The sequence below is a fragment of the Corynebacterium lujinxingii genome, from assembly GCF_014490555.1.
GTDB lineage: Bacteria > Actinomycetota > Actinomycetes > Mycobacteriales > Mycobacteriaceae > Corynebacterium > Corynebacterium lujinxingii.
This window is the reverse complement of sequence record NZ_CP061032.1, coordinates 343,299-360,394: the sequence shown is the minus strand read 5'-3', so window position 1 is coordinate 360,394 and position 17,096 is coordinate 343,299. Positions and strand designations below refer to the sequence as shown.

23 protein-coding genes are annotated in these 17,096 nt (G+C 63.5%); 6 read left to right on the top strand and 17 right to left on the bottom strand.

Annotated features, from left to right (window positions below):
- Position 1: 1 nt before the first annotated feature.
- The 13 genes from nirD to rpsJ all read right to left on the bottom strand — a co-directional run bounded on the left by nirD (position 2) and on the right by rpsJ (position 8,194).
- On the bottom strand, positions 2–334 hold the full coding sequence (nirD, locus tag IAU68_RS01700) for a nitrite reductase small subunit NirD (RefSeq protein ID WP_171194343.1): 333 nt from the start codon (positions 332–334) through the stop codon (positions 2–4).
- Positions 335–364: 30 nt separating this feature from the next.
- A complete protein-coding gene (nirB, locus tag IAU68_RS01695; RefSeq protein ID WP_171194344.1) occupies positions 365–2,896 on the bottom strand; it encodes a nitrite reductase large subunit NirB in 2,532 nt (843 codons plus the stop codon).
- Positions 2,897–3,023: 127 nt separating this feature from the next.
- The gene (gene rpsQ / locus IAU68_RS01690) at positions 3,024–3,302 is read right to left on the bottom strand and encodes a 30S ribosomal protein S17 (RefSeq protein ID WP_171194345.1); all 279 of its coding nucleotides are present in this window, start codon (positions 3,300–3,302) and stop codon (positions 3,024–3,026) included.
- A 2-nt stretch (positions 3,303–3,304) separates the two neighbouring features.
- Complete coding sequence (gene rpmC, locus IAU68_RS01685; RefSeq protein ID WP_171194346.1) at positions 3,305–3,544, bottom strand: 50S ribosomal protein L29; 240 nt, start codon at positions 3,542–3,544, stop codon at positions 3,305–3,307.
- Positions 3,544–3,960: a 50S ribosomal protein L16 gene (gene rplP, locus IAU68_RS01680; RefSeq protein WP_171194347.1), complete on the bottom strand. Its 417-nt coding sequence runs from the start codon at positions 3,958–3,960 to the stop codon at positions 3,544–3,546. Before rplP ends, rpmC begins: the two co-directional genes overlap by 1 nt.
- A 3-nt stretch (positions 3,961–3,963) precedes the next feature.
- On the bottom strand, positions 3,964–4,707 hold the full coding sequence (gene rpsC / locus IAU68_RS01675; protein ID WP_171194348.1) for a 30S ribosomal protein S3: 744 nt from the start codon (positions 4,705–4,707) through the stop codon (positions 3,964–3,966).
- Entirely contained in the window at positions 4,707–5,066 is a 360-nt protein-coding gene (gene rplV / locus IAU68_RS01670) for a 50S ribosomal protein L22 (protein WP_171194349.1), read from the bottom strand. The genes rpsC and rplV overlap by 1 nt, the downstream gene beginning before the upstream one ends.
- Positions 5,067–5,069: 3 nt before the next feature.
- Positions 5,070–5,345 carry a 30S ribosomal protein S19 gene (rpsS, locus tag IAU68_RS01665; protein WP_038588258.1) on the bottom strand — a complete coding sequence of 92 codons (276 nt, stop codon included), beginning with the start codon at positions 5,343–5,345 and terminating at the stop codon, positions 5,070–5,072.
- 16 nt (positions 5,346–5,361) lie between these two features.
- Positions 5,362–6,195 carry a 50S ribosomal protein L2 gene (gene rplB / locus IAU68_RS01660; RefSeq protein ID WP_171194350.1) on the bottom strand — a complete coding sequence of 278 codons (834 nt, stop codon included), beginning with the start codon at positions 6,193–6,195 and terminating at the stop codon, positions 5,362–5,364.
- A gap of 36 nt (positions 6,196–6,231) precedes the next feature.
- Positions 6,232–6,537 (bottom strand): 50S ribosomal protein L23, encoded by a 306-nt coding sequence (rplW, locus tag IAU68_RS01655; RefSeq protein ID WP_171194351.1) that lies wholly within the window; start codon positions 6,535–6,537, stop codon positions 6,232–6,234.
- On the bottom strand, positions 6,538–7,200 hold the full coding sequence (gene rplD / locus IAU68_RS01650) for a 50S ribosomal protein L4 (RefSeq protein WP_171194352.1): 663 nt from the start codon (positions 7,198–7,200) through the stop codon (positions 6,538–6,540). It lies immediately after the preceding gene.
- The gene (gene rplC, locus IAU68_RS01645; protein WP_171194353.1) at positions 7,197–7,853 is read right to left on the bottom strand and encodes a 50S ribosomal protein L3; all 657 of its coding nucleotides are present in this window, start codon (positions 7,851–7,853) and stop codon (positions 7,197–7,199) included. The genes rplD and rplC overlap by 4 nt, the downstream gene beginning before the upstream one ends.
- Positions 7,854–7,888: 35 nt before the next feature.
- On the bottom strand, positions 7,889–8,194 hold the full coding sequence (gene rpsJ, locus IAU68_RS01640; RefSeq protein WP_034997227.1) for a 30S ribosomal protein S10: 306 nt from the start codon (positions 8,192–8,194) through the stop codon (positions 7,889–7,891).
- Between the two features lie 544 nt (positions 8,195–8,738).
- Here rpsJ and IAU68_RS01635 point away from each other — a divergent pair.
- The 6 genes from IAU68_RS01635 (at position 8,739) to IAU68_RS01610 (ending at position 12,018) form a co-directional block, all read left to right on the top strand.
- Positions 8,739–9,281, top strand: a complete 543-nt coding sequence (locus IAU68_RS01635) for an Asp23/Gls24 family envelope stress response protein (RefSeq protein WP_171194354.1) — start codon at positions 8,739–8,741, stop codon at positions 9,279–9,281.
- Positions 9,282–9,283: 2 nt separating this feature from the next.
- Positions 9,284–9,586, top strand: coding sequence for a hypothetical protein (locus tag IAU68_RS01630; RefSeq protein ID WP_171194355.1), 303 nt, complete (start codon positions 9,284–9,286; stop codon positions 9,584–9,586).
- 66 nt (positions 9,587–9,652) lie between these two features.
- Positions 9,653–9,853 (top strand): hypothetical protein, encoded by a 201-nt coding sequence (locus IAU68_RS01625; RefSeq protein WP_171194356.1) that lies wholly within the window; start codon positions 9,653–9,655, stop codon positions 9,851–9,853.
- Complete coding sequence (locus tag IAU68_RS01620) at positions 9,853–10,833, top strand: Asp23/Gls24 family envelope stress response protein (RefSeq protein WP_171194357.1); 981 nt, start codon at positions 9,853–9,855, stop codon at positions 10,831–10,833. The genes IAU68_RS01625 and IAU68_RS01620 overlap by 1 nt, the downstream gene beginning before the upstream one ends.
- Entirely contained in the window at positions 10,817–11,461 is a 645-nt protein-coding gene (locus IAU68_RS01615; RefSeq protein WP_171194358.1) for an Asp23/Gls24 family envelope stress response protein, read from the top strand. Before IAU68_RS01620 ends, IAU68_RS01615 begins: the two co-directional genes overlap by 17 nt.
- A complete protein-coding gene (locus IAU68_RS01610) occupies positions 11,458–12,018 on the top strand; it encodes a hypothetical protein (RefSeq protein ID WP_171194359.1) in 561 nt (186 codons plus the stop codon). Before IAU68_RS01615 ends, IAU68_RS01610 begins: the two co-directional genes overlap by 4 nt.
- On the opposite strand, the gene IAU68_RS01605 is transcribed toward IAU68_RS01610, so the two are convergent.
- From IAU68_RS01605 to rpsG, 4 genes are all read right to left on the bottom strand, one after another.
- Positions 12,015–12,620: a hypothetical protein gene (locus IAU68_RS01605; RefSeq protein ID WP_187767830.1), complete on the bottom strand. Its 606-nt coding sequence runs from the start codon at positions 12,618–12,620 to the stop codon at positions 12,015–12,017. The two genes, IAU68_RS01610 and IAU68_RS01605, sit on opposite strands and share 4 nt — an antisense overlap.
- 181 nt (positions 12,621–12,801) lie before the next feature.
- Positions 12,802–13,992, bottom strand: coding sequence for an elongation factor Tu (tuf, locus tag IAU68_RS01600; protein ID WP_171194361.1), 1,191 nt, complete (start codon positions 13,990–13,992; stop codon positions 12,802–12,804).
- A 303-nt stretch (positions 13,993–14,295) separates the two neighbouring features.
- Entirely contained in the window at positions 14,296–16,425 is a 2,130-nt protein-coding gene (gene fusA / locus IAU68_RS01595; protein ID WP_171194362.1) for an elongation factor G, read from the bottom strand.
- Between the two features lie 200 nt (positions 16,426–16,625).
- Complete coding sequence (rpsG, locus tag IAU68_RS01590; RefSeq protein ID WP_171194363.1) at positions 16,626–17,093, bottom strand: 30S ribosomal protein S7; 468 nt, start codon at positions 17,091–17,093, stop codon at positions 16,626–16,628.
- Positions 17,094–17,096 lie beyond the last annotated feature (3 nt).

Below are 17,096 nucleotides of genomic sequence, written 5' to 3'. Positions count from 1 at the left end.
GTCAGTCCTCGAGCGTAATGTCGCCTGACTCCGCGATTGTCACCGGGTAGGTGCGAATCGACACGCTATCGCCCTGCAACGACTCGCCCGAATCCAAGTAGAACTTCTGCTTCAGTAGCGGCGATGCAATCGTGGGGCGTCCCTCGACATCCCCCACAATGCCGCGGGACAACACACCTGCGCCGGTGTACGGGTCAACGTTGTCCACTGCAAACACCTGCTCGCCGTCGTTGGTATCCACCCGGAAGATGGCAGCCTGGCGGTTTTCGGACAGCAACGCGGCTACGCCGACGCCCTCGGTGAGGTCCGAGAGCTTGCACACGGTAATAGACATCTTTTGTCTCCTTTTTCGCTACGGGGCTCGTTACCGGGCGCCCACGACCGGCGTCATGAGCGGAACCTTTCGGCCGCCCTGTGGGTGCTCCTCGAACTGTACGGTCGGGTCCGGCGTGTCGGGGGCGTTGACGAAGCTGACGAAGCGCTTCAGCTTCTCCGGATCCTCGAGCACATCCTTCCACTCGTCGGAGTAGTTCGTCACATGGTGCTTCATGAACTGCTCCAAATCGTCGACGATACCCAGAGAGTCGTCCACCACGACATCACGCACGTGGTCCAACCCGCCTTCGATCTCCGCCTGCCATGCAGCGGTGCGCTGGAGGCGATCAGCGGTGCGGATGTAGAACGACAGGTAGCGGTCGATGTAGCGCAGCAGGGTTTCGTCGTCAAGGTCCTTCGCCAGCAGCTCAGCCTGGCGCGGCGTCGCGCCGCCGTTACCGCCGACGTAGAGGTTCCAGCCGGTCTCGGTTGCAATCACGCCGACGTCCTTGCCGCGGGCTTCCGCACACTCGCGAGCGCAACCCGAGACACCCATCTTGATTTTGTGCGGGCTGCGCAGACCGCGGTAGCGCAGCTCGAGGCGCACCGCCATCGCCACCGAATCCTGCTGGCCGTAGCGGCACCAGTCGGTGCCAACGCACGACTTCACAGCGCGCAGCGACTTGCCGTAGGCCTGGCCGGACTCCATGCCGACAGCGATCAGGCGACGCCAAATCTCCGGCAGGTCTTCAGCGCGCGCACCGAACATCGCGATACGCTGCGCACCCGTGACCTTGAGGTAAAGATCGAAGTCCTCTGCGATGCGGCCAATTTCGACCAGCTGCTCCGCGGTGACATTGCCGGCGGGCTGGCGCGGAATGACAGAGTAGGTGCCGTTTTTCTGCATGTTGCCCAGCATGCGGTCGTTCGTGTCCTGAAGACCAGCGTTGCGGCCCTCGAGCACGTGCTGTTCCGTGTGCATCGAGGCGACGATGTTGGAAAACGTCGGCTTGCACACCTCGCAGCCGCGGCCTTCTCCGAAGCGCGCGATGAACTCGTCGAAGTCCGTGATGCCGGTGGACTGCGCGATCTCGAACAGCTCAGCGCGCGACTGCGGGAAGTGCTCGCACACTGCCTTCGACTGCTCGATGCCCTCGCCTTCCAGGATGCCCTTCAGCATGGGGATGCACGAGCCGCAGGACGTGCCCGCGCGGGTGGCGCCCATGATGGTCTCCACCGAGTGGCAGCCCTGACCGATGGCGTCGCGTATCTGGCCCTTGCTCACGTTGTTGCAGGAGCAGATCTGCGTCGAATCCGGCAAGTCGCTCGCGCCGATCGCCGAGGAGCCAGCGCCGGATTCAGGCGCGATGAGACTCACCGGATCACCAGGCAACTCGCTGCCGACCATCGGGCGCAGCAGCGAGTAGCTCGACGCCTCACCGACGAGGATGCCGCCGAGCAGTCGCTTTCCCTCGGAGTCGAGGATCAGCTTCTTGTACACACCGGACACCGGGTCCTGGATGTGCAGTTCTTTGCGTCCCTCAAGCTCTGAGAACGCGTCGCCGAACGAAGCCACATCCACGCCCATGAGCTTCAGCTTGGTGGACATGTCCGGATCCTCGAAGTCGTCGACCGGCTCGCCAGCTAGGCGCGCAGCCGTTATCTCCGCCATGGTGTAGCCGGGTGCGACCAGTCCGTACGTCTTGCCGTCCACGGCCGCGCATTCGCCAATCGCGGAAATGTGGTCGATCGACGTGCGGCACTGCCGGTCCGTCAGGAATCCGCCTCGGCCACCCAGCTCCAGCCCAGCATCTGGGCCCAGAGAGTCGCGCGGGCGAACACCGGCGGAGAAGATCACCAGATCCGTCTCCAGCTCGCCCTCGTCGCCCATGTCGAGCATGACCGCGCCCGCTTTGCTTGACGACGACTCAATCGCCCGGGTCACAGCACCAACGTGAATGTCAACGCCCATCGCCCGGATCGCCTGCGAGAGCATCTCGCCGCCGGCGTCGTCAACCTGCAACGGCATCAGCCGCGGCGCCATCTCGACAACGTGGGTCTTCGCCCCCATCGCCTGGGTTGCACCTGCAGCCTCCAGACCGAGGAGACCGCCGCCGACGACCACCGCGGTGACGTCACCGTGCTGCTCCTTCGCCTGCTCGATCGCCTCGCGGATGCCGTCCATGTCATCCAGCGTGCGGTACACGTGCACTTGGTCCAGGTCGTTGCCCGGCAGGCGCGGGACAAACGGGCGCGAACCCGTAGCCAACACCAGTTCGCCGTATGCGTAGACCGCGCCGTCCTCCAGCACGATCTCCTGGACGTCGGGCTTGATGGACACCACGCGCCCCGGGGTGACGGTCACATTGTCCGGTAACTGGTCCAAGTAGAGGTCTTCGCGGTTCCAGCTGCCGACATAGGAGGAGAGCTGGACGCGGTCGTAGGCGTAATCCTCCGTCTCCCGGTTGATGATGGTGATATCGAGGTCAGGACGTCGCTCTGCGAGCTCTTCGGCGAAGCGATGGCCTACCATGCCGAAGCCGACAACCACCACGTCGCTGCGATGCAAACTATTCGTCATACTTTTGGACTATAGCGGTCACTCGCTTGAGCTGAACCCCTATTTTGTAGTGGTCTTAACCACAACAAAAACCGCCCCGGGCTGGAAACCAGTCCGGGGCGGTATGTCGTCGAAAAGCGACTTGCGTTTAGCGAGCCTTCTCGATGATCTCAACGAGACGGAAGTGCTTGTCCTTGGACAGCGGACGCGTCTCTTCGATGCGGACGAGATCGCCGATGCCGGCGGTGTTGTTCTCGTCGTGTGCCTTCACGCGGGTCGTTGTACGGACGATCTTGCCGTACAGCGGGTGGGACTTGCGGTCCTCAACCTCGACTACGATCGTCTTGTCCATCTTGTCGGACACGACGTAGCCACGACGGCGCTTCTGCACAGCCTTGGTGTTCTCAGTCACGTTTGCCTCACTCATGGTTATGCCTCAGCTCCCGTGGACTCGGGGACGACGGACAGGCCAAGCTCGCGCTCGCGCAGCACCGTGTAGATGCGAGCGATGTCGCGCTTCACGGTGGAGATGCGGCGGTTGTTGGTCAGCTGGCCGGTCGCGAGCTGGAAGCGCAGGTTGAACAGCTCTTCCTTCGCCTCGCTGAGGCGTGCCTTCAGCTCGTCGTCGTTGAGCTCGCGGAACTCGGATGCGGGGGTACCGTTAGCCATTAGAACTGGTCCTCCTTCTTGATCACGCGGACCTTGCACGGCAGCTTCGCACCGGCGCGGCGCAGAGCCTCAATGGCAGTTTCCTCGTTGGGGTAGGACATTTCGAACAGGATGCGGCCAGGCTTGACGTTGGCCACCCACTTCTCCACCGGGCCCTTACCGGAACCCATACGCACGCCGAGCGGCTTCTGGGTCAGCGGACGATCCGGGAAGATGTTGATCCAGACCTTGCCACCACGCTTGACGTGGCGGTTGATGGCGATACGAGCGGACTCGATCTGGCGGTTGGTGATGTACGCCGGCTCCAGAGCCTGCAAACCGTAGTCGCCGAAGTTGATCTTGTTGCCACCCTTGGACACGCCGGAACGGTTCGGGCGGTGCTGGCGGCGGTACTTCACGCGCTTAGGGATGAGCATGAATTAGCCCTCCTTCTTCTGCTCTGCCGCCCGGCGACGCTGGCCGCCGCGGCGCGGGCGACGGTCGCCACGCCCGCGACGGTCGTTGCTCGGTGCGTTGAGCTCGGACTCGCGGACGCCACCGACGACGTCACCCTTGTAGATCCACACCTTGACGCCGATGACGCCGAAGGTGGTGTGTGCTTCTGCAGTGCCGTAGTCGATCTCCGCGCGCAGCGTGTGCAGCGGAACGCGACCCTCGTGGTAGCGCTCGACACGGGACATCTCGGCGCCGCCAAGGCGACCGGACGTCATAACCTTGATGCCCTTGACCTGCGGGTTACGCATAGCCGACTGGATAGCCTTACGCATGGCGCGACGGAACGCGACACGGTTGACCAGCTGCTCGGCGATGGACTGAGCAACCAGGGTGGCGTCTGCGTCGACGTTCTTCACCTCGAGGATGTTCAGTGCAACCATCTTGCCGGTCAGCTTCTCCAGCTCACGGCGGATGCGGTCAGCCTCAGCGCCGCGACGGCCGATAACGATGCCCGGACGAGCGGTGTGGATGTCCACACGCACGCGGTCACGGGTGCGCTCGATGACAATGTCAGAGATGCCGGCGCGCTCGACGTTCTTCTCGAGCCACTCACGGATCTTGATGTCCTCGGCGACGTAGTCGGCGTAGTTCTTGTCGGCGTACCAGTGGGACTTCCAGTCGGAAGTGATACCCAGGCGCAGGCCGTGCGGGTGAATCTTCTGGCCCATTAGTTGGCCCCTTCCTTGGACTCGACAACAACGGTGATGTGGGAGGTGCGCTTCCGGATCTGGAAGGCACGGCCCTGTGCGCGCGGCTGGTAGCGGCGCATGGTCGGACCCTCGTTTGCGTAGCACTCGGAGATGACGAGCGTGCGCGGGTCCAGGCCGAAGTTGTTCTCGGCGTTCGCTGCTGCGGATGCAACAACCTTCGCAACGTCCTTCGACGCACCCTGCGGGGCGTACTTCAGGATGGCGAGTGCCTCAGCAACAGACTTGTTGCGGATGAGGGCAAGCACGCGGCGGGCCTTCATCGGGGAGACGCGAACGAACTTGGCAGTCGCGGATGCAGTGGTGATTGTGTCAGCCATTGCTTATCGACGTCCCTTCTCTGCCTTGACGTGACCCTTAAAGGTCTTGGTGGGTGCAAACTCGCCGAGCTTGTGACCGACCATGGACTCGTCGACAAACACCGGGACGTGCTTCCGGCCGTCGTGGACGGCGAAGGTGTGGCCGATGAAATCGGGGAGAATGGTCGAGCGGCGGGACCAGGTCTTAATGACCTGCTTGGTGCCGGCCTCGTTCTGAGCATCCACCTTGTTGAGGAGGTGCTCATCGACGAACGGGCCCTTCTTCAGGCTGCGTGGCATGTCTGTTTACCTCCTCTTAGCGCTTCTTCGAGCGACGACGTCGCACGATCATGTTGTTGGAATAGCGGTTCGGGTTGCGGGTGCGGCCTTCCTTCTGGCCCCACGGCGAGACCGGGTGACGACCACCGGAGGTCTTGCCCTCGCCACCACCGTGCGGGTGGTCGACCGGGTTCATGACCACACCACGCACGGTCGGGCGCCAGCCCTTCCAGCGCATACGGCCGGCCTTACCCCAGCGGATGTTGATCTGGTCCGCGTTGCCGACCTCACCGACGGTCGCGCGGCAGCGGATGTCCACGCGGCGGATTTCGGAAGACGGCATACGCAGCACTGCGTAGTTGCCTTCCTTACCCAGCAGCTGGATGGACGTGCCGGCGGAGCGGGCGAGCTTCGCACCAGCGCCCGGCTTGAGCTCCACAGCGTGGATGGTCGTACCGGTCGGGATGTTGCGCAGCGGCAGGTTGTTGCCAACCTTGATGTCCGCGTTCGGGCCGGCCTCAACGACGGTGCCCTGCTTCAGGCCCTTCGGGGCGATGATGTAGCGCTTCTCGCCGTCGTAGTAGTGCAGCAGCGCGATGTTCGCGGTGCGGTTCGGGTCGTACTCGATGTGAGCGACCTTGGCCAGCACGCCGTCCTTGTCGGAACGGCGGAAGTCGATGACGCGCCAGCGACGCTTGTGGCCGCCGCCGCGGTGACGGGTCGTGATGTGGCCGTGAGAGTTACGGCCGCCCTTCTTCGGGAGCGGGCGCAGCAGCGTCTTCTCCGGGGTCGAGCGAGTGATCTCGTCGAACGCGGAAACGGAGCTGGCACGGCGACCCGGAGTTGTCGGCTTGTACTTACGAATAGCCATAGTGGTTCCTTTTCTATCGTCTCTTCAGCGAGCCGCTTACGCGGTCGCACCGCCGAAGATGTCGATGGAGTCGCTGCCCTCGCGGAGAGTGACGTAGGCGCGCTTGGTGTCCTTGCGCTTACCGAAACCGGTGCGGGAGCGCTTGCGCTTGCCCTCGCGGTTGACGGTGTTCACCGAAGCGACGTCGACGCCGAAGATCTCTTCCACGGCAATCTTGATCTGGGTCTTGTTCGCGGACGGGGACACGTAGAAGGTGTACGTGTTCTGCTCCATCAGGCCGTAGCTCTTCTCGGAGAGCACCGGAGCGATGATGATGTCGCGCGGGTTAGCGAACTTTGCCATTTACTTCTCCTCCTCCGCAGCGGCGACAAGCGCGTTGCCGCGGTTGATGAAGGTGTGGAGTGCCTCGACCGAGAAGACGACGTCGTCTGCGTAGAGCACGTCGTACGCGTTCAGCTGCGCCGGCTCAATGACACGGACGCCCGGCAGGTTCCTTGCGGACAGACGGGAATTCTGGTCATCACGGCCGATCACGAGCAGAACAGACTGACGGTCAGTGAGGCGCTCGATGAATGCGCGCGCGGACTTCGTCGACGGGGTCTGGCCCGGGACGAGATCCTCCACAACGTGGATGCGCTCGTTCTGTGCACGGTTGGTCAAGGCGCCAGCGAGGGCAGCCTTGATCATCTTCTTCGGGGTGCGCTGTGCGTAGGAACGCGGCTGCGGACCATGCACGGTGCCACCACCGGTGTAGTGCGGCGCACGGATCGAGCCCTGACGGGCGCGACCGGTGCCCTTCTGGCGGAACGGTTTCTTGCCGCCGCCGGAAACCATGCCGCGGGTCTTCGTTGCGTGGGTGCCCTGGCGAGCAGCAGCAAGCTGTGCATTCACAACCTGGTGCATGAGCGCCACGGAAGCCTCGCGGTCGAAGTACTCGGCCGGCAGGTCAACAGAGCCCTTGGTGGCTCCGTCTGCGGTGTGGACGTCAAGCGTCAGCTTCGTCATGCGTGAGCACCGCCCTTCACTGCGGTCTTGACGGTAACAACGGAACCCTTCGCGCCCGGGATGGCGCCCTTGATCAGGATGAGGTTGTTGTCGCCGTCGATGCGTTGGATCTTCAGGTTCTGGGTGGTAACGCGGTTACCGCCCATACGGCCAGCCATGCGGGTGCCCTTGAACACGCGACCCGGGGTCGCGCAGCCACCGATGGAACCCACGCGGCGGTGGGCGGCCTGGTTACCGTGAGCGGCACCCTGGCCTGCAAAGCCGTGGCGCTTCATGGCGCCGGCGTAGCCGTGGCCCTTGGTGGTGCCGGCAACGTCGACGAAGGTGTCGCCCTCGAAGATCGTCGCGTCGAACTCCTGGCCGATCTCGTACGCCGAGGTGTCATCCATGCGGATCTCAGCGACGAAACGGCGCGGGTTGACGCCGGCCTTCTTGAAGTGGCCAGCCTGCGGCTTGTTTGCCTTACGGGGATCGATGTCGCCGTAGGCGATCTGGATGGCGGAGTAGCCATCAGTCTCAGGGGTGCGGATCTGGGTGACAACGCACGGCCCAGCCTCGACGACGGTCACCGGGATAACACGGTTCTCCTCGTCGAAGATCTGGGTCATGCCGAGCTTCTTGCCCAGAATGCCCTTGATCTGGTTGTCAGACATGTCTTAGTTCTCCACTACTTACGTTGGGGATTGCTCTACTGGATGTTCACGTCGACGCTGGCCGGAAGGTCGATGCGCATGAGCGCGTCCACCGTCTTCGGCGTCGGGTCGAGAATGTCGATGAGGCGCTTGTGAGTGCGCATCTCGAAGTGCTCGCGAGAATCCTTGTACTTGTGGGGAGAACGAATCACGGCGTACACGTTCTTCTGGGTTGGCAACGGCACCGGGCCAACGACGCGGGCACCCGTGCGGGTGACCGTCTCGACAATCTTCTTCGCGGATGCGTCGATCGCCTCGTGGTCGTAGGCCTTCAGCCTGATGCGGATCTTCTGTCCCGCCACGCTTACCTCTTCCTCGCATCCCCACGTTCAACTCTCGCTTCGCTCGACGTTGAACGAAGTGAAACGAGAGAGAAGCGGTGGGGTTTGTAGCTTCTAGTTTCTCTATAACGTTGTCCGGGCTGGGCCCTTGGCTCAACGCCAGTGTCGTTTCTGACTGCCATGACACATCCGGAAGGTGAAAGCCGCGCAAAAAACGCGTCGACGCTCAGTGCTTCCGCCGGTGCACGTTGGCCTGCGACATGGTGTCGTCGTCAAGCAATATGCACGGGTGTCAGACTCGGAAGGGTGCGTGACCCTCGCGTACTGCCGCTGTTTATTTGCCATGGCCCTTCACCGGTCTTCCGGTTGGAAGTGTCATGTTTGCCGAGCCACCGACCAGCTCGCGCCGGCCCATGTCAAGGCAACCCGGGTATTAAAACACAAGGTAGTTTCCAGCGCAAGCCCGCTTGACGACGACAACCTGTGTACCCTTGTTCAATGAACCGTGCGCGTCATCTATATAGGCGCACTCGGTAGTACAAACTCACCGCTAGAAAGGACCGTCATGGCCGACAACAACGCAAACAACACCAACAAGAACGCGACCGAGAACACCCCGGCAACCTCCTCCACCGCTGTTGAGCCGGAGCAGCTGCGTCCGCGCAACGAGAACCTGGAGACCGACCACGGCTCCACCGTCATCGACGACAACGTTGTGGGCAAGATCGCCGGCATCGCCGCCCGCGAGGTGTCCGGCGTGCACAACCTCGGTGGCGGCGCTGCCCGCATGTGGGGTGCCGTGCGTGAGTCCCTGACCTCGTCGACCAACGTCCAGCAGGGCGTTAACGTCGCCGTCGAGGAGGGCCACGCCTCCGTCGCTGTTGCCATCATCGCTGAGTACGGTGTCGCCATCCACGAGCTGGCAAACGCGATCCGTGAGAACATCACCGTCGCCATCACCCGCATGACCGGCCTGATCGTCGACCGCGTCGACGTCACCGTCCACGATGTGCACCTGCCGGAGCAGGAGAACGCCGGTGAGAACTACGACGAGGCGAACGGCAACTACCAGGCCGTGAACCAGCCGATCAACCAGCAGATCCAGTAGCCATGGCGAACACCCCCGTTACCCGAGAGGTTGCGGAGGGCGTACGCGACGCGGTCCTGGCCGTCGACGGGGTTGCGTCCCTGCACGGCGGCCGCGTCGGCGAAATCGCGACCTACCTACCGCACCAGCGCATCGAGGGTATCAAGTCCGCGTTGCGCGACGGCAAGGACGGTCTCGAAGTCCACTTCACGTTCGACGTGTCCTCCGGGCGGGATGTCCGCCAGGTGGCTGAGGATGTCCGCGCCGCGGCCCTCGGCGCGTCGGAAGCGCAGTTTGTGGACGTCGTCGCCGGCGACGCGCAGTAGCGGCCCTTCCGGTCGCCACGGCCCACGCCCCCGCACCCGCACCCCAAACCGAAACGTGGTTTCACAATGAATCTCTTTGCTAACAAGGCACTGACCGGCATCCTCACTGGCATTGTCGTCGCCTTCTTCGTCACCTTCGGCGGCTGGGCAGGCCTGCTCTGGCTGCTGCTCTTCACCGTCATCGGCGGTGTCGTCGGAGCGCAGCTCGACGGCCGCGTCGACCTCGCCAGCATCATCGGCAACGGAACAGGCCGGAGCAGCAGCTAATGGACACTTCCTTCTACCACGTCAGCGAACGCACCATTGAGCGCGTGGCGGAAGTGGCGGCTGCGGCCGTACCGGGCACCCGCACCATCGACGCGAAACTCGCCGGCCTCGCCGGACGCAGCTTCCCGCGCATTGAGGTGCGCATCGACCGGAACAGCGGCACCGCAGCCGTCGACGCCGAAATTGCGACGTCGTACCCGGCGCCCGTCGCCGCGATTACCGATGCTGTGCGCGCGACGATCATCGCCCACATCCGCACACTTGCGGGCTTGGATGTCTCGCGCGTGAACGTCACCGTGGCCAACGTCGAATCGCTCGGCGCCGGTACCCGCGTGAGCTGGGAGGAAGTTGCCTCCCACGACGCGTTCGTCATCCCGGAGGACATCGAGGTCCACCCCTCCGAGGTCACCCACCCTGTGACTAAAGAGCGCCAGGAGCTCGACCCGGTTGTCGCGCGTTCGCTTGTCGACGACATGCGTAGCGTGGTCACACCCGCTCCCCCGAGCGTGTACAGCCCGGAACAGCCGGCCCCTGTCACGGTCTCCAGTGTGGACACGCCCGAGCCACTCGAACCGTTCTCCCCGCATACCCCTGCGCCCCAGGCGCTGGCGGAAGTACGCGCGTACCCCACCGAGGCCCGCGTCCCGTTCCCGCCCGAACCTGTAAACCCCTGGGCGCCGGAGTCCCGCGACTTCATCCCGCGCCAGCCCGAACTGCCGCCTCTGCAGTCGCTCGCACCAGTCTCGGTCGAGCGCGCCGCCCGGCCGCGAAAGGTCGAGGCACCGTGGCGCAAGCCGCTGCGCGAGATCACCGTCAACCGCAAGCCGCTGAAACCGGTGACGGTGAACCGCTTCGTGCCGCCAGCAAACGCCGTTGCGCCCGCCCCGCAGCCGGTGATCCGCCCCGCCGCGCCCGCACCGAAGCCGCTTAAACAGATCAAGATTGAACCGGTGGTGAAGTACTATGACCGAGCCGACTAACGCCCGCCCCGTCGGGCCGCACCCCGGCGACGAGCCACTGGGCAACCCAATCTCGCGCTGGCTCGCGGTGCTGACCAGCCTGCTGCTTATCGCGCTCGCCGGTATCGGCGCCCGCGACCTTTGGTACAACTACTACGAAAACGAGTCGCCGAGCGACTCCTGGCTCGGCCAGACCTTCGAGTTTTTGGGCACGTTCACGTCCGAGATCCTCGCCGTTGTCATCGCCTGCGCGCTTATCCTGCTCGGCCTCTGGCTCATCGTGGTGTCGTTCACCCGCCGCCCCCGCAGGTTCGTGCGCGTGAACTCGCCCGTGTCCATCTGGACTCGGCCCGTGGACATCGCGCGCAAGTCCACCCGCACTGTGCACGGCGACCTCGGCGGCGAGCAGGTGCGGTCGAAGGCGACGCGCAAGGCAGTCAAGGTCGAGGTTGCCGATGACGGCTCCGGACCAGCACTGCAAGAACGCATTACCCGGTCGCTGAACAACGAATTGAAGAGCCTGGCGAACCCGCCCGCGGTCTCCGTGAAGATGACGCCCAAGCCGGCCCCGCAGCAACCGCAGCCGGCACCGCAGGCGCCGTCGACGGGGACTCAGCCCGAGCCACACACCATGGAGGTGCCGCGATGACCAAAACCTTGAGTTTCTTCAACCGGCTCACCACATTCCTGCTTGGACTCTTGCTCGTGTTCGTCGGTCTCTTTCCCATCGCCGAGTACTGGGATGTCCCCTACCTCAGCGACTTCATCGAAACCGTCAACCGCAGTCGCCTCGCGGACCTGCCCTACGAGGGCTGGTACGTCAAGGCGCTGATCGGCGCGTCGATCGTTCTGCTGATCATCGGACTGTGGATTCTACTCGCCAACATCAGCTCGCGAGCATTCTCCAATGGCAACATCGTCCCGGCGGACGCCACCCACGGCGACACGGTGATCAACGTCCAGCGTGTCTCTGAGGCCGCCTGCGACACCCTCCAGGGTCTCGACGAGGTACTGCACGCCGACAGCCGCGTCGCAACCGTGATCAACCGTCCGACCGCCACGTTCACGGTCACGGCGAACCCGTCGTACCCGCTCGAGGATGTCATCCGCATCATCGAGGCGGCCGACGACGACTTCCGCATGGCGAGCCACACGATGGACATCGACACCGTGTGGAAGCTCCAGTTCGACCGCGTAACCGCCTAGCGCGAGTCAACCCCCTCGAGCGGTAGCACCCGCTCAACACGCCCCACCGTCACCGACGCAGCACCCGACGGTGGGGCGATTCTCATGTCTTCCCCCGGCTCACAGGCCAGGATGCGATCCCAGGCGTACACCGCCTCGCCGACGTTACGACGATGCTGCGACCACACCCTGATGCGCTGCCCCACCACTGCGCGCGAGCCTTCGTCAAACAGCACGCACCAACGCGAAGCCCCAAGTTCACCTCGCGTCAACCCAGTGAGCGCGTTGCCCACCTCGAAGCGGCTCAGCAAACTCACCACGCCGAGCCGGTGCTCCACCCCGGCCTCGTCAGTGATCACGAGCGGCAAACCAGGACCCGTTTTGCGTATCGACGACGCCCTCCACACCGACGGCATACGCCCCGGCGCCGAAGCACTGCGGACGACGACGAATCCGTCCACGAGCGTGACCAGCTGCTCGGGTGCGATGGTGGTGGCGGTGATAGGGCCGGCGGTGTCGTCGATAAGCGCGGGGTGCTCGTGAAGGAGGCCGTCGATGACTGCCTCTGCTTCCTCGTCCGGCGTCGACCAGGACACGCCGCGATGCTGCAGAACAGCGATCAACTGGCCCAGGCTAAGGTCAGGCTGGCCCTCCCAGAGATCCTGAAGGCTGGCGAGCAGGCGCGGGATTCTTGTTGGGTCTTCCACCCGTATGAGCCTAACCAGCGGAAGTTGCGCATGCGAAAAGCCGCCCTTCCCGGGCGGGAAGAGCGGCTTTATCCGACTGCGTCAGATCAGACTCGAATTAGTCGAGGATCTTGGTGACGCGGCCAGCGCCGACGGTGCGGGAGCCCTCGCGGATAGCGAAGCGCAGGCCCTCGTCCATTGCGACCGGCTGGATGAGCTCGACGGACATTTCGACGTTGTCGCCCGGCATGACCATCTCGGTGCCCTCCGGCAGCTTCACAACACCGGTGACGTCGGTGGTGCGGAAGTAGAACTGCGGACGGTAGTTGTCGAAGAACGGGGTGTGACGGCCACCCTCGTCCTTGGACAGGACGTAGACGGAGCCCTCGAACTTGGAGTGCGGGGTGTACGCGCCCGGTGCGATGACGACCTGGCCGCGCTCGACGTCCTCGCGCTTCAGACCACGGAGCAGCAGTGCAGCGTTGTCGCCAGCCTCAGCGGTGTCGAGAAGCTTGTTGAACATCTCGATGGAGGTGACGGTGGTCTTCTGGGACTTGTCGCGAATACCGATGATCTCGACCTCGTCGTTGAGGTTGAGCACGCCACGCTCCACACGACCGGTAACCACGGTACCGCGGCCGGAAATGGTGAAGATGTCCTCGATCGGCATCAGGAACGGCTTGTCGGTCTCGCGCTCCGGATCCGGGATGGAGTCGTCGCAAGCCTGCATGAGGTCGAGAACCGACTGAACCCACTTCTCGTCGCCCTCGAGAGCCTTCAGAGCAGAGATGTGAACGATCGGAGCGTCCTCGTCGTAGTCCTGCTCAGCAAGAAGCTCACGGACCTCCATCTCGACGAGCTCGATGATCTCTTCGTCATCGACCATGTCGCACTTGTTCAGCGCAACCAGGATGTACGGAACGCCAACCTGGCGAGCCAGCAGCACGTGCTCGCGGGTCTGCGGCATCGGGCCGTCGGTAGCGGCAACCACGAGGATCGCGCCGTCCATCTGAGCAGCACCGGTAATCATGTTCTTGATGTAGTCGGCGTGGCCCGGGGCGTCAACGTGTGCGTAGTGGCGCTTCGGGGTGTTGTACTCCACGTGGGAGATGTTGATGGTGATGCCACGCTCGCGCTCCTCCGGAGCCTTATCGATGGAGTCGAAGGCGAAAGCCTTGTTCTCCTCCGGGTAAGCGTCAGCCAGCACCTTGGTGATAGCGGCGGTGGTGGTGGTCTTGCCGTGGTCGACGTGACCGATGGTGCCGATGTTCACGTGCGGCTTAGAGCGCTCGAACTTTTCCTTTGCCACTGTTGTCCTCCTGGACTTCATGGTGGCTACGACCTTCGCAGCCACGTGGTTTACATACGCCCCGACCCGTGCCCTACACGGAACACGGAAACGGGAGCCATTTCACAATGTGCCAGTTACAAGATCCTAGGTTCAGGAAGGCCGTTTTTCAAACTGGCCGATCCGCCTCCCCGGACCAACCTTGGGAGTAACGGCCGACTCGGACAACGCGTCGAAGCTTCGCTGCCCCAGTCCGACCGCTACCCCGCAGGGTTCCTCCCGGTTGCTGGCCGCTGGCACGCGACCGGCGGGAGGGTTTACGGCTTAGGCGCCAGCGCCGCCGTTTCGCTTCTCGACGATCTCCTGCGCGACGCTCTGCGGAACCTCAGCGTAGGAATCGAAGACCATGGTGAAGTTAGCGCGACCCGCGGTCGAGGAACGCAGGTCACCGATGTAGCCGAACATCTCGGACAGCGGGACCTTCGCACGGACGACCTTCGCGCCGGAGCGGTCCTCCATGGCGTAGACCTGGCCACGACGGGAGCTGATGTCACCGTTGACGGTGCCCATGTACTCCTCCGGGGTCACGACCTCAACGGCCATGACCGGCTCGAGCAGAACCGGCTTCGCCTTGGCGACAGCTTCCTTCAGCACCTGGGAACCAGCGAGCTTGAACGCCATCTCCGAAGAGTCGACGTCGTGGTACGCGCCGTCTTCCAGGGTGGCCTTGATGTTCACCAGCGGGTAGCCGGCAAGGAAGCCGTACTGCATTGCGTCCTGGATACCAGCGTCGACGGACGGGATGTACTCCTTCGGTACGCGACCACCGGTGACGGCGTTCTCGAACTTGTAGGTTGCGGACTCGCCGTCTTCCAGCGTCTCCGGGTCGACCTCGTACGGCTCGATGGTAACGATTACCTTTGCGAACTGGCCGGAACCACCGGTCTGCTTCTTGTGCGTGTAGTCGAGGGACTCGACCTTCTTGCGAATAGTCTCGCGGTACGCAACTTGCGGGGAACCGATGTTCGCCTCGACCTTGAACTCACGCTTCATGCGGTCGACCAGGACGTCGAGGTGGAGCTCGCCCATGCCGCCGATGACGGTCTGGCCGGTCTCCTCGTCGAGCTGGACGGTGAAGGTCGGGTCCTCCTCGGCGAGCTTCTGAATAGCGGTGCCGAGCTTCTCCTGGTCAGCCTTGGTCTTCGGCTCGATGGCCACCTGGATAACCGGGTCCGGGAAGTCCATGGACTCGAGGATGATCGGGTGATCCGGGTTGCACAGCGTGTCACCCGTGGTGGTTTCCTTCAGGCCGATGAACGCGTAAATGTTACCGGCGTCGGCGTGCTCGACCGGGTTCTCCTTGTTCGCGTGCATCTGGAAGAGCTTGCCCACGCGCTCCTTCTTGGACTTCGTGGAGTTGAGCATCTGCTCGCCCGGGATCGCCTGGCCGGAGTAGACGCGCACGTAGGTGAGCTTGCCGAAGAACGGGTGCACGGCGATCTTGAACGCCAGTGCGGAGAACGGCTCATCGACGGACGGCTTGCGGGTCAGATCCTCGGTGCCGTCAACGTTGGTGCCGTGCACCTCGCCGATGTCCAGCGGGCTCGGCAGGTAGTCAACGACAGCGTCAAGGAGCGGCTCAACGCCCTTGTTGCGGTAAGCGGTACCGCAGTACACCGGGTAGATCTCGGAGTTGACGGTCAGCTTGCGGATCGCGCCCTTGATCTCCTCGATGGTGAGCTCTTCGCCACCGAAGTACTTCTCCATGAGCTCTTCGTCGGACTCAGCCACGGTCTCGAGCAGCTTCTCGCGGTACTCGTCTGCGAGCTCCTTGAGGTCCTCCGGGATCTCCTCGATTTGAGGCGGGGTGCCGGTCTCGACCTTGCCCGGCCACAGCATGGCCTTCATCTCGAGCAGGTCGACAACGCCGTCGAAGTTGTCCTCGGCGCCGATCGGGATCTGCATAACCAACGGCTTGGCGCCGAGGCGGTCGACGATGGTGCCGACGGTGTAGAAGAAGTCAGCACCGAGCTTGTCCATCTTGTTGACGAAGCAGATACGCGGAACGTCGTACTTCGCAGCCTGACGCCACACCTGCTCGGACTGCGGCTCCACGCCCTCCTTGCCGTCGAACACGGCAACTGCGCCATCGAGCACGCGCAGGGAGCGCTCCACCTCGACGGTGAAGTCCACGTGACCCGGGGTGTCGATGATGTTGATCTGGTTGTTGTTCCAGAAGCAGGTCACCGCGGCGGAGGTAATGGTGATGCCACGCTCCTTCTCCTGCTCCATCCAGTCGGTGGTCGCGCCGCCGTCGTGGGTCTCGCCAACCTTGCGGTTGAGACCCGTGTAGAAGAGGATGCGCTCGGTGGTGGTGGTCTTACCGGCGTCAATGTGGGCCATGATGCCGATGTTGCGGACCTTGTTCAGATCCTTAAGCACTTCTTGTGCCACGTTTATTACCCCAACTTAAAGTCGTCGACGCCTAGTGGCGCCTGTGTCGGTCAGTTGTCCTTTGTCAATTCTGCCACTTCGTTACCCAAATGGCAGCGCGAGGCTGTGCTTATCGACGAAAAACCCCGAAAAGGCTTCGCCCCAAACCGGGGCCGATATGCAATTTCGGGGTTCGCCGACGAGCAACTCGCTTCCAGCTCCTACCAGCGGTAGTGGGCGAAGGCGCGGTTGGCCTCGGCCATCTTGTGGATGTCCTCGCGACGCTTCACGGAGGCACCGAGACCGTTGGACGCATCCAGGATCTCGTTGGCGAGACGCTCGATCATCGAGTTCTCGCGACGCTGGCGGGTGAAGGTGACCAGCCAACGCAGCGCGAGGGTGGTGGCGCGAGCCGGCTTCACGTCGACCGGGACCTGGTAGGTCGCACCGCCGACGCGGCGGGAGCGGACCTCAAGGTCCGGGCGGACGTTGCCGATGGCCTTCTCGAGGGTGCCCACCGGGTCAGTGCCGGTCTTCTCGCGGCAGATCTCGAGAGCGCCGTAGACGATGCGCTCTGCGGTGGACTTCTTGCCGTCCTGCAGGACCTTGTTCACAAGCTGGGTGACCAGCTCAGAGTCGTAAACCGGATCCTTGACGATGGGACGCTTCGGTGCTTGCTGCTTACGCATTGT

Coding starts and splice junctions, on each gene's coding strand:
- IAU68_RS01625 (WP_171194356.1), top strand. CDS start 9,653: ATGAATCTCTTTGCTAACAAGGCACTGACCGGCATCCTCACTGGCATT.
- nirD (WP_171194343.1), bottom strand. CDS start 334: ATGTCTATTACCGTGTGCAAGCTCTCGGACCTCACCGAGGGCGTCGGC.
- rplB (WP_171194350.1), bottom strand. CDS start 6,195: ATGGCTATTCGTAAGTACAAGCCGACAACTCCGGGTCGCCGTGCCAGC.
- rplP (WP_171194347.1), bottom strand. CDS start 3,960: ATGCTCATCCCTAAGCGCGTGAAGTACCGCCGCCAGCACCGCCCGAAC.
- rplV (WP_171194349.1), bottom strand. CDS start 5,066: ATGGCTGACACAATCACCACTGCATCCGCGACTGCCAAGTTCGTTCGC.
- rpsC (WP_171194348.1), bottom strand. CDS start 4,707: ATGGGCCAGAAGATTCACCCGCACGGCCTGCGCCTGGGTATCACTTCC.
- rplD (WP_171194352.1), bottom strand. CDS start 7,200: ATGACGAAGCTGACGCTTGACGTCCACACCGCAGACGGAGCCACCAAG.
- IAU68_RS01630 (WP_171194355.1), top strand. CDS start 9,284: ATGGCGAACACCCCCGTTACCCGAGAGGTTGCGGAGGGCGTACGCGAC.
- rplW (WP_171194351.1), bottom strand. CDS start 6,537: ATGGCAAAGTTCGCTAACCCGCGCGACATCATCATCGCTCCGGTGCTC.
- rpsS (WP_038588258.1), bottom strand. CDS start 5,345: ATGCCACGCAGCCTGAAGAAGGGCCCGTTCGTCGATGAGCACCTCCTC.
- IAU68_RS01615 (WP_171194358.1), top strand. CDS start 10,817: ATGACCGAGCCGACTAACGCCCGCCCCGTCGGGCCGCACCCCGGCGAC.
- rpsQ (WP_171194345.1), bottom strand. CDS start 3,302: ATGAGTGAGGCAAACGTGACTGAGAACACCAAGGCTGTGCAGAAGCGC.
- IAU68_RS01620 (WP_171194357.1), top strand. CDS start 9,853: ATGGACACTTCCTTCTACCACGTCAGCGAACGCACCATTGAGCGCGTG.
- nirB (WP_171194344.1), bottom strand. CDS start 2,896: ATGACGAATAGTTTGCATCGCAGCGACGTGGTGGTTGTCGGCTTCGGC.
- rplC (WP_171194353.1), bottom strand. CDS start 7,853: ATGTCTGACAACCAGATCAAGGGCATTCTGGGCAAGAAGCTCGGCATG.
- rpsG (WP_171194363.1), bottom strand. CDS start 17,093: ATGCGTAAGCAGCAAGCACCGAAGCGTCCCATCGTCAAGGATCCGGTT.
- IAU68_RS01610 (WP_171194359.1), top strand. CDS start 11,458: ATGACCAAAACCTTGAGTTTCTTCAACCGGCTCACCACATTCCTGCTT.
- rpmC (WP_171194346.1), bottom strand. CDS start 3,544: ATGGCTAACGGTACCCCCGCATCCGAGTTCCGCGAGCTCAACGACGAC.
- IAU68_RS01635 (WP_171194354.1), top strand. CDS start 8,739: ATGGCCGACAACAACGCAAACAACACCAACAAGAACGCGACCGAGAAC.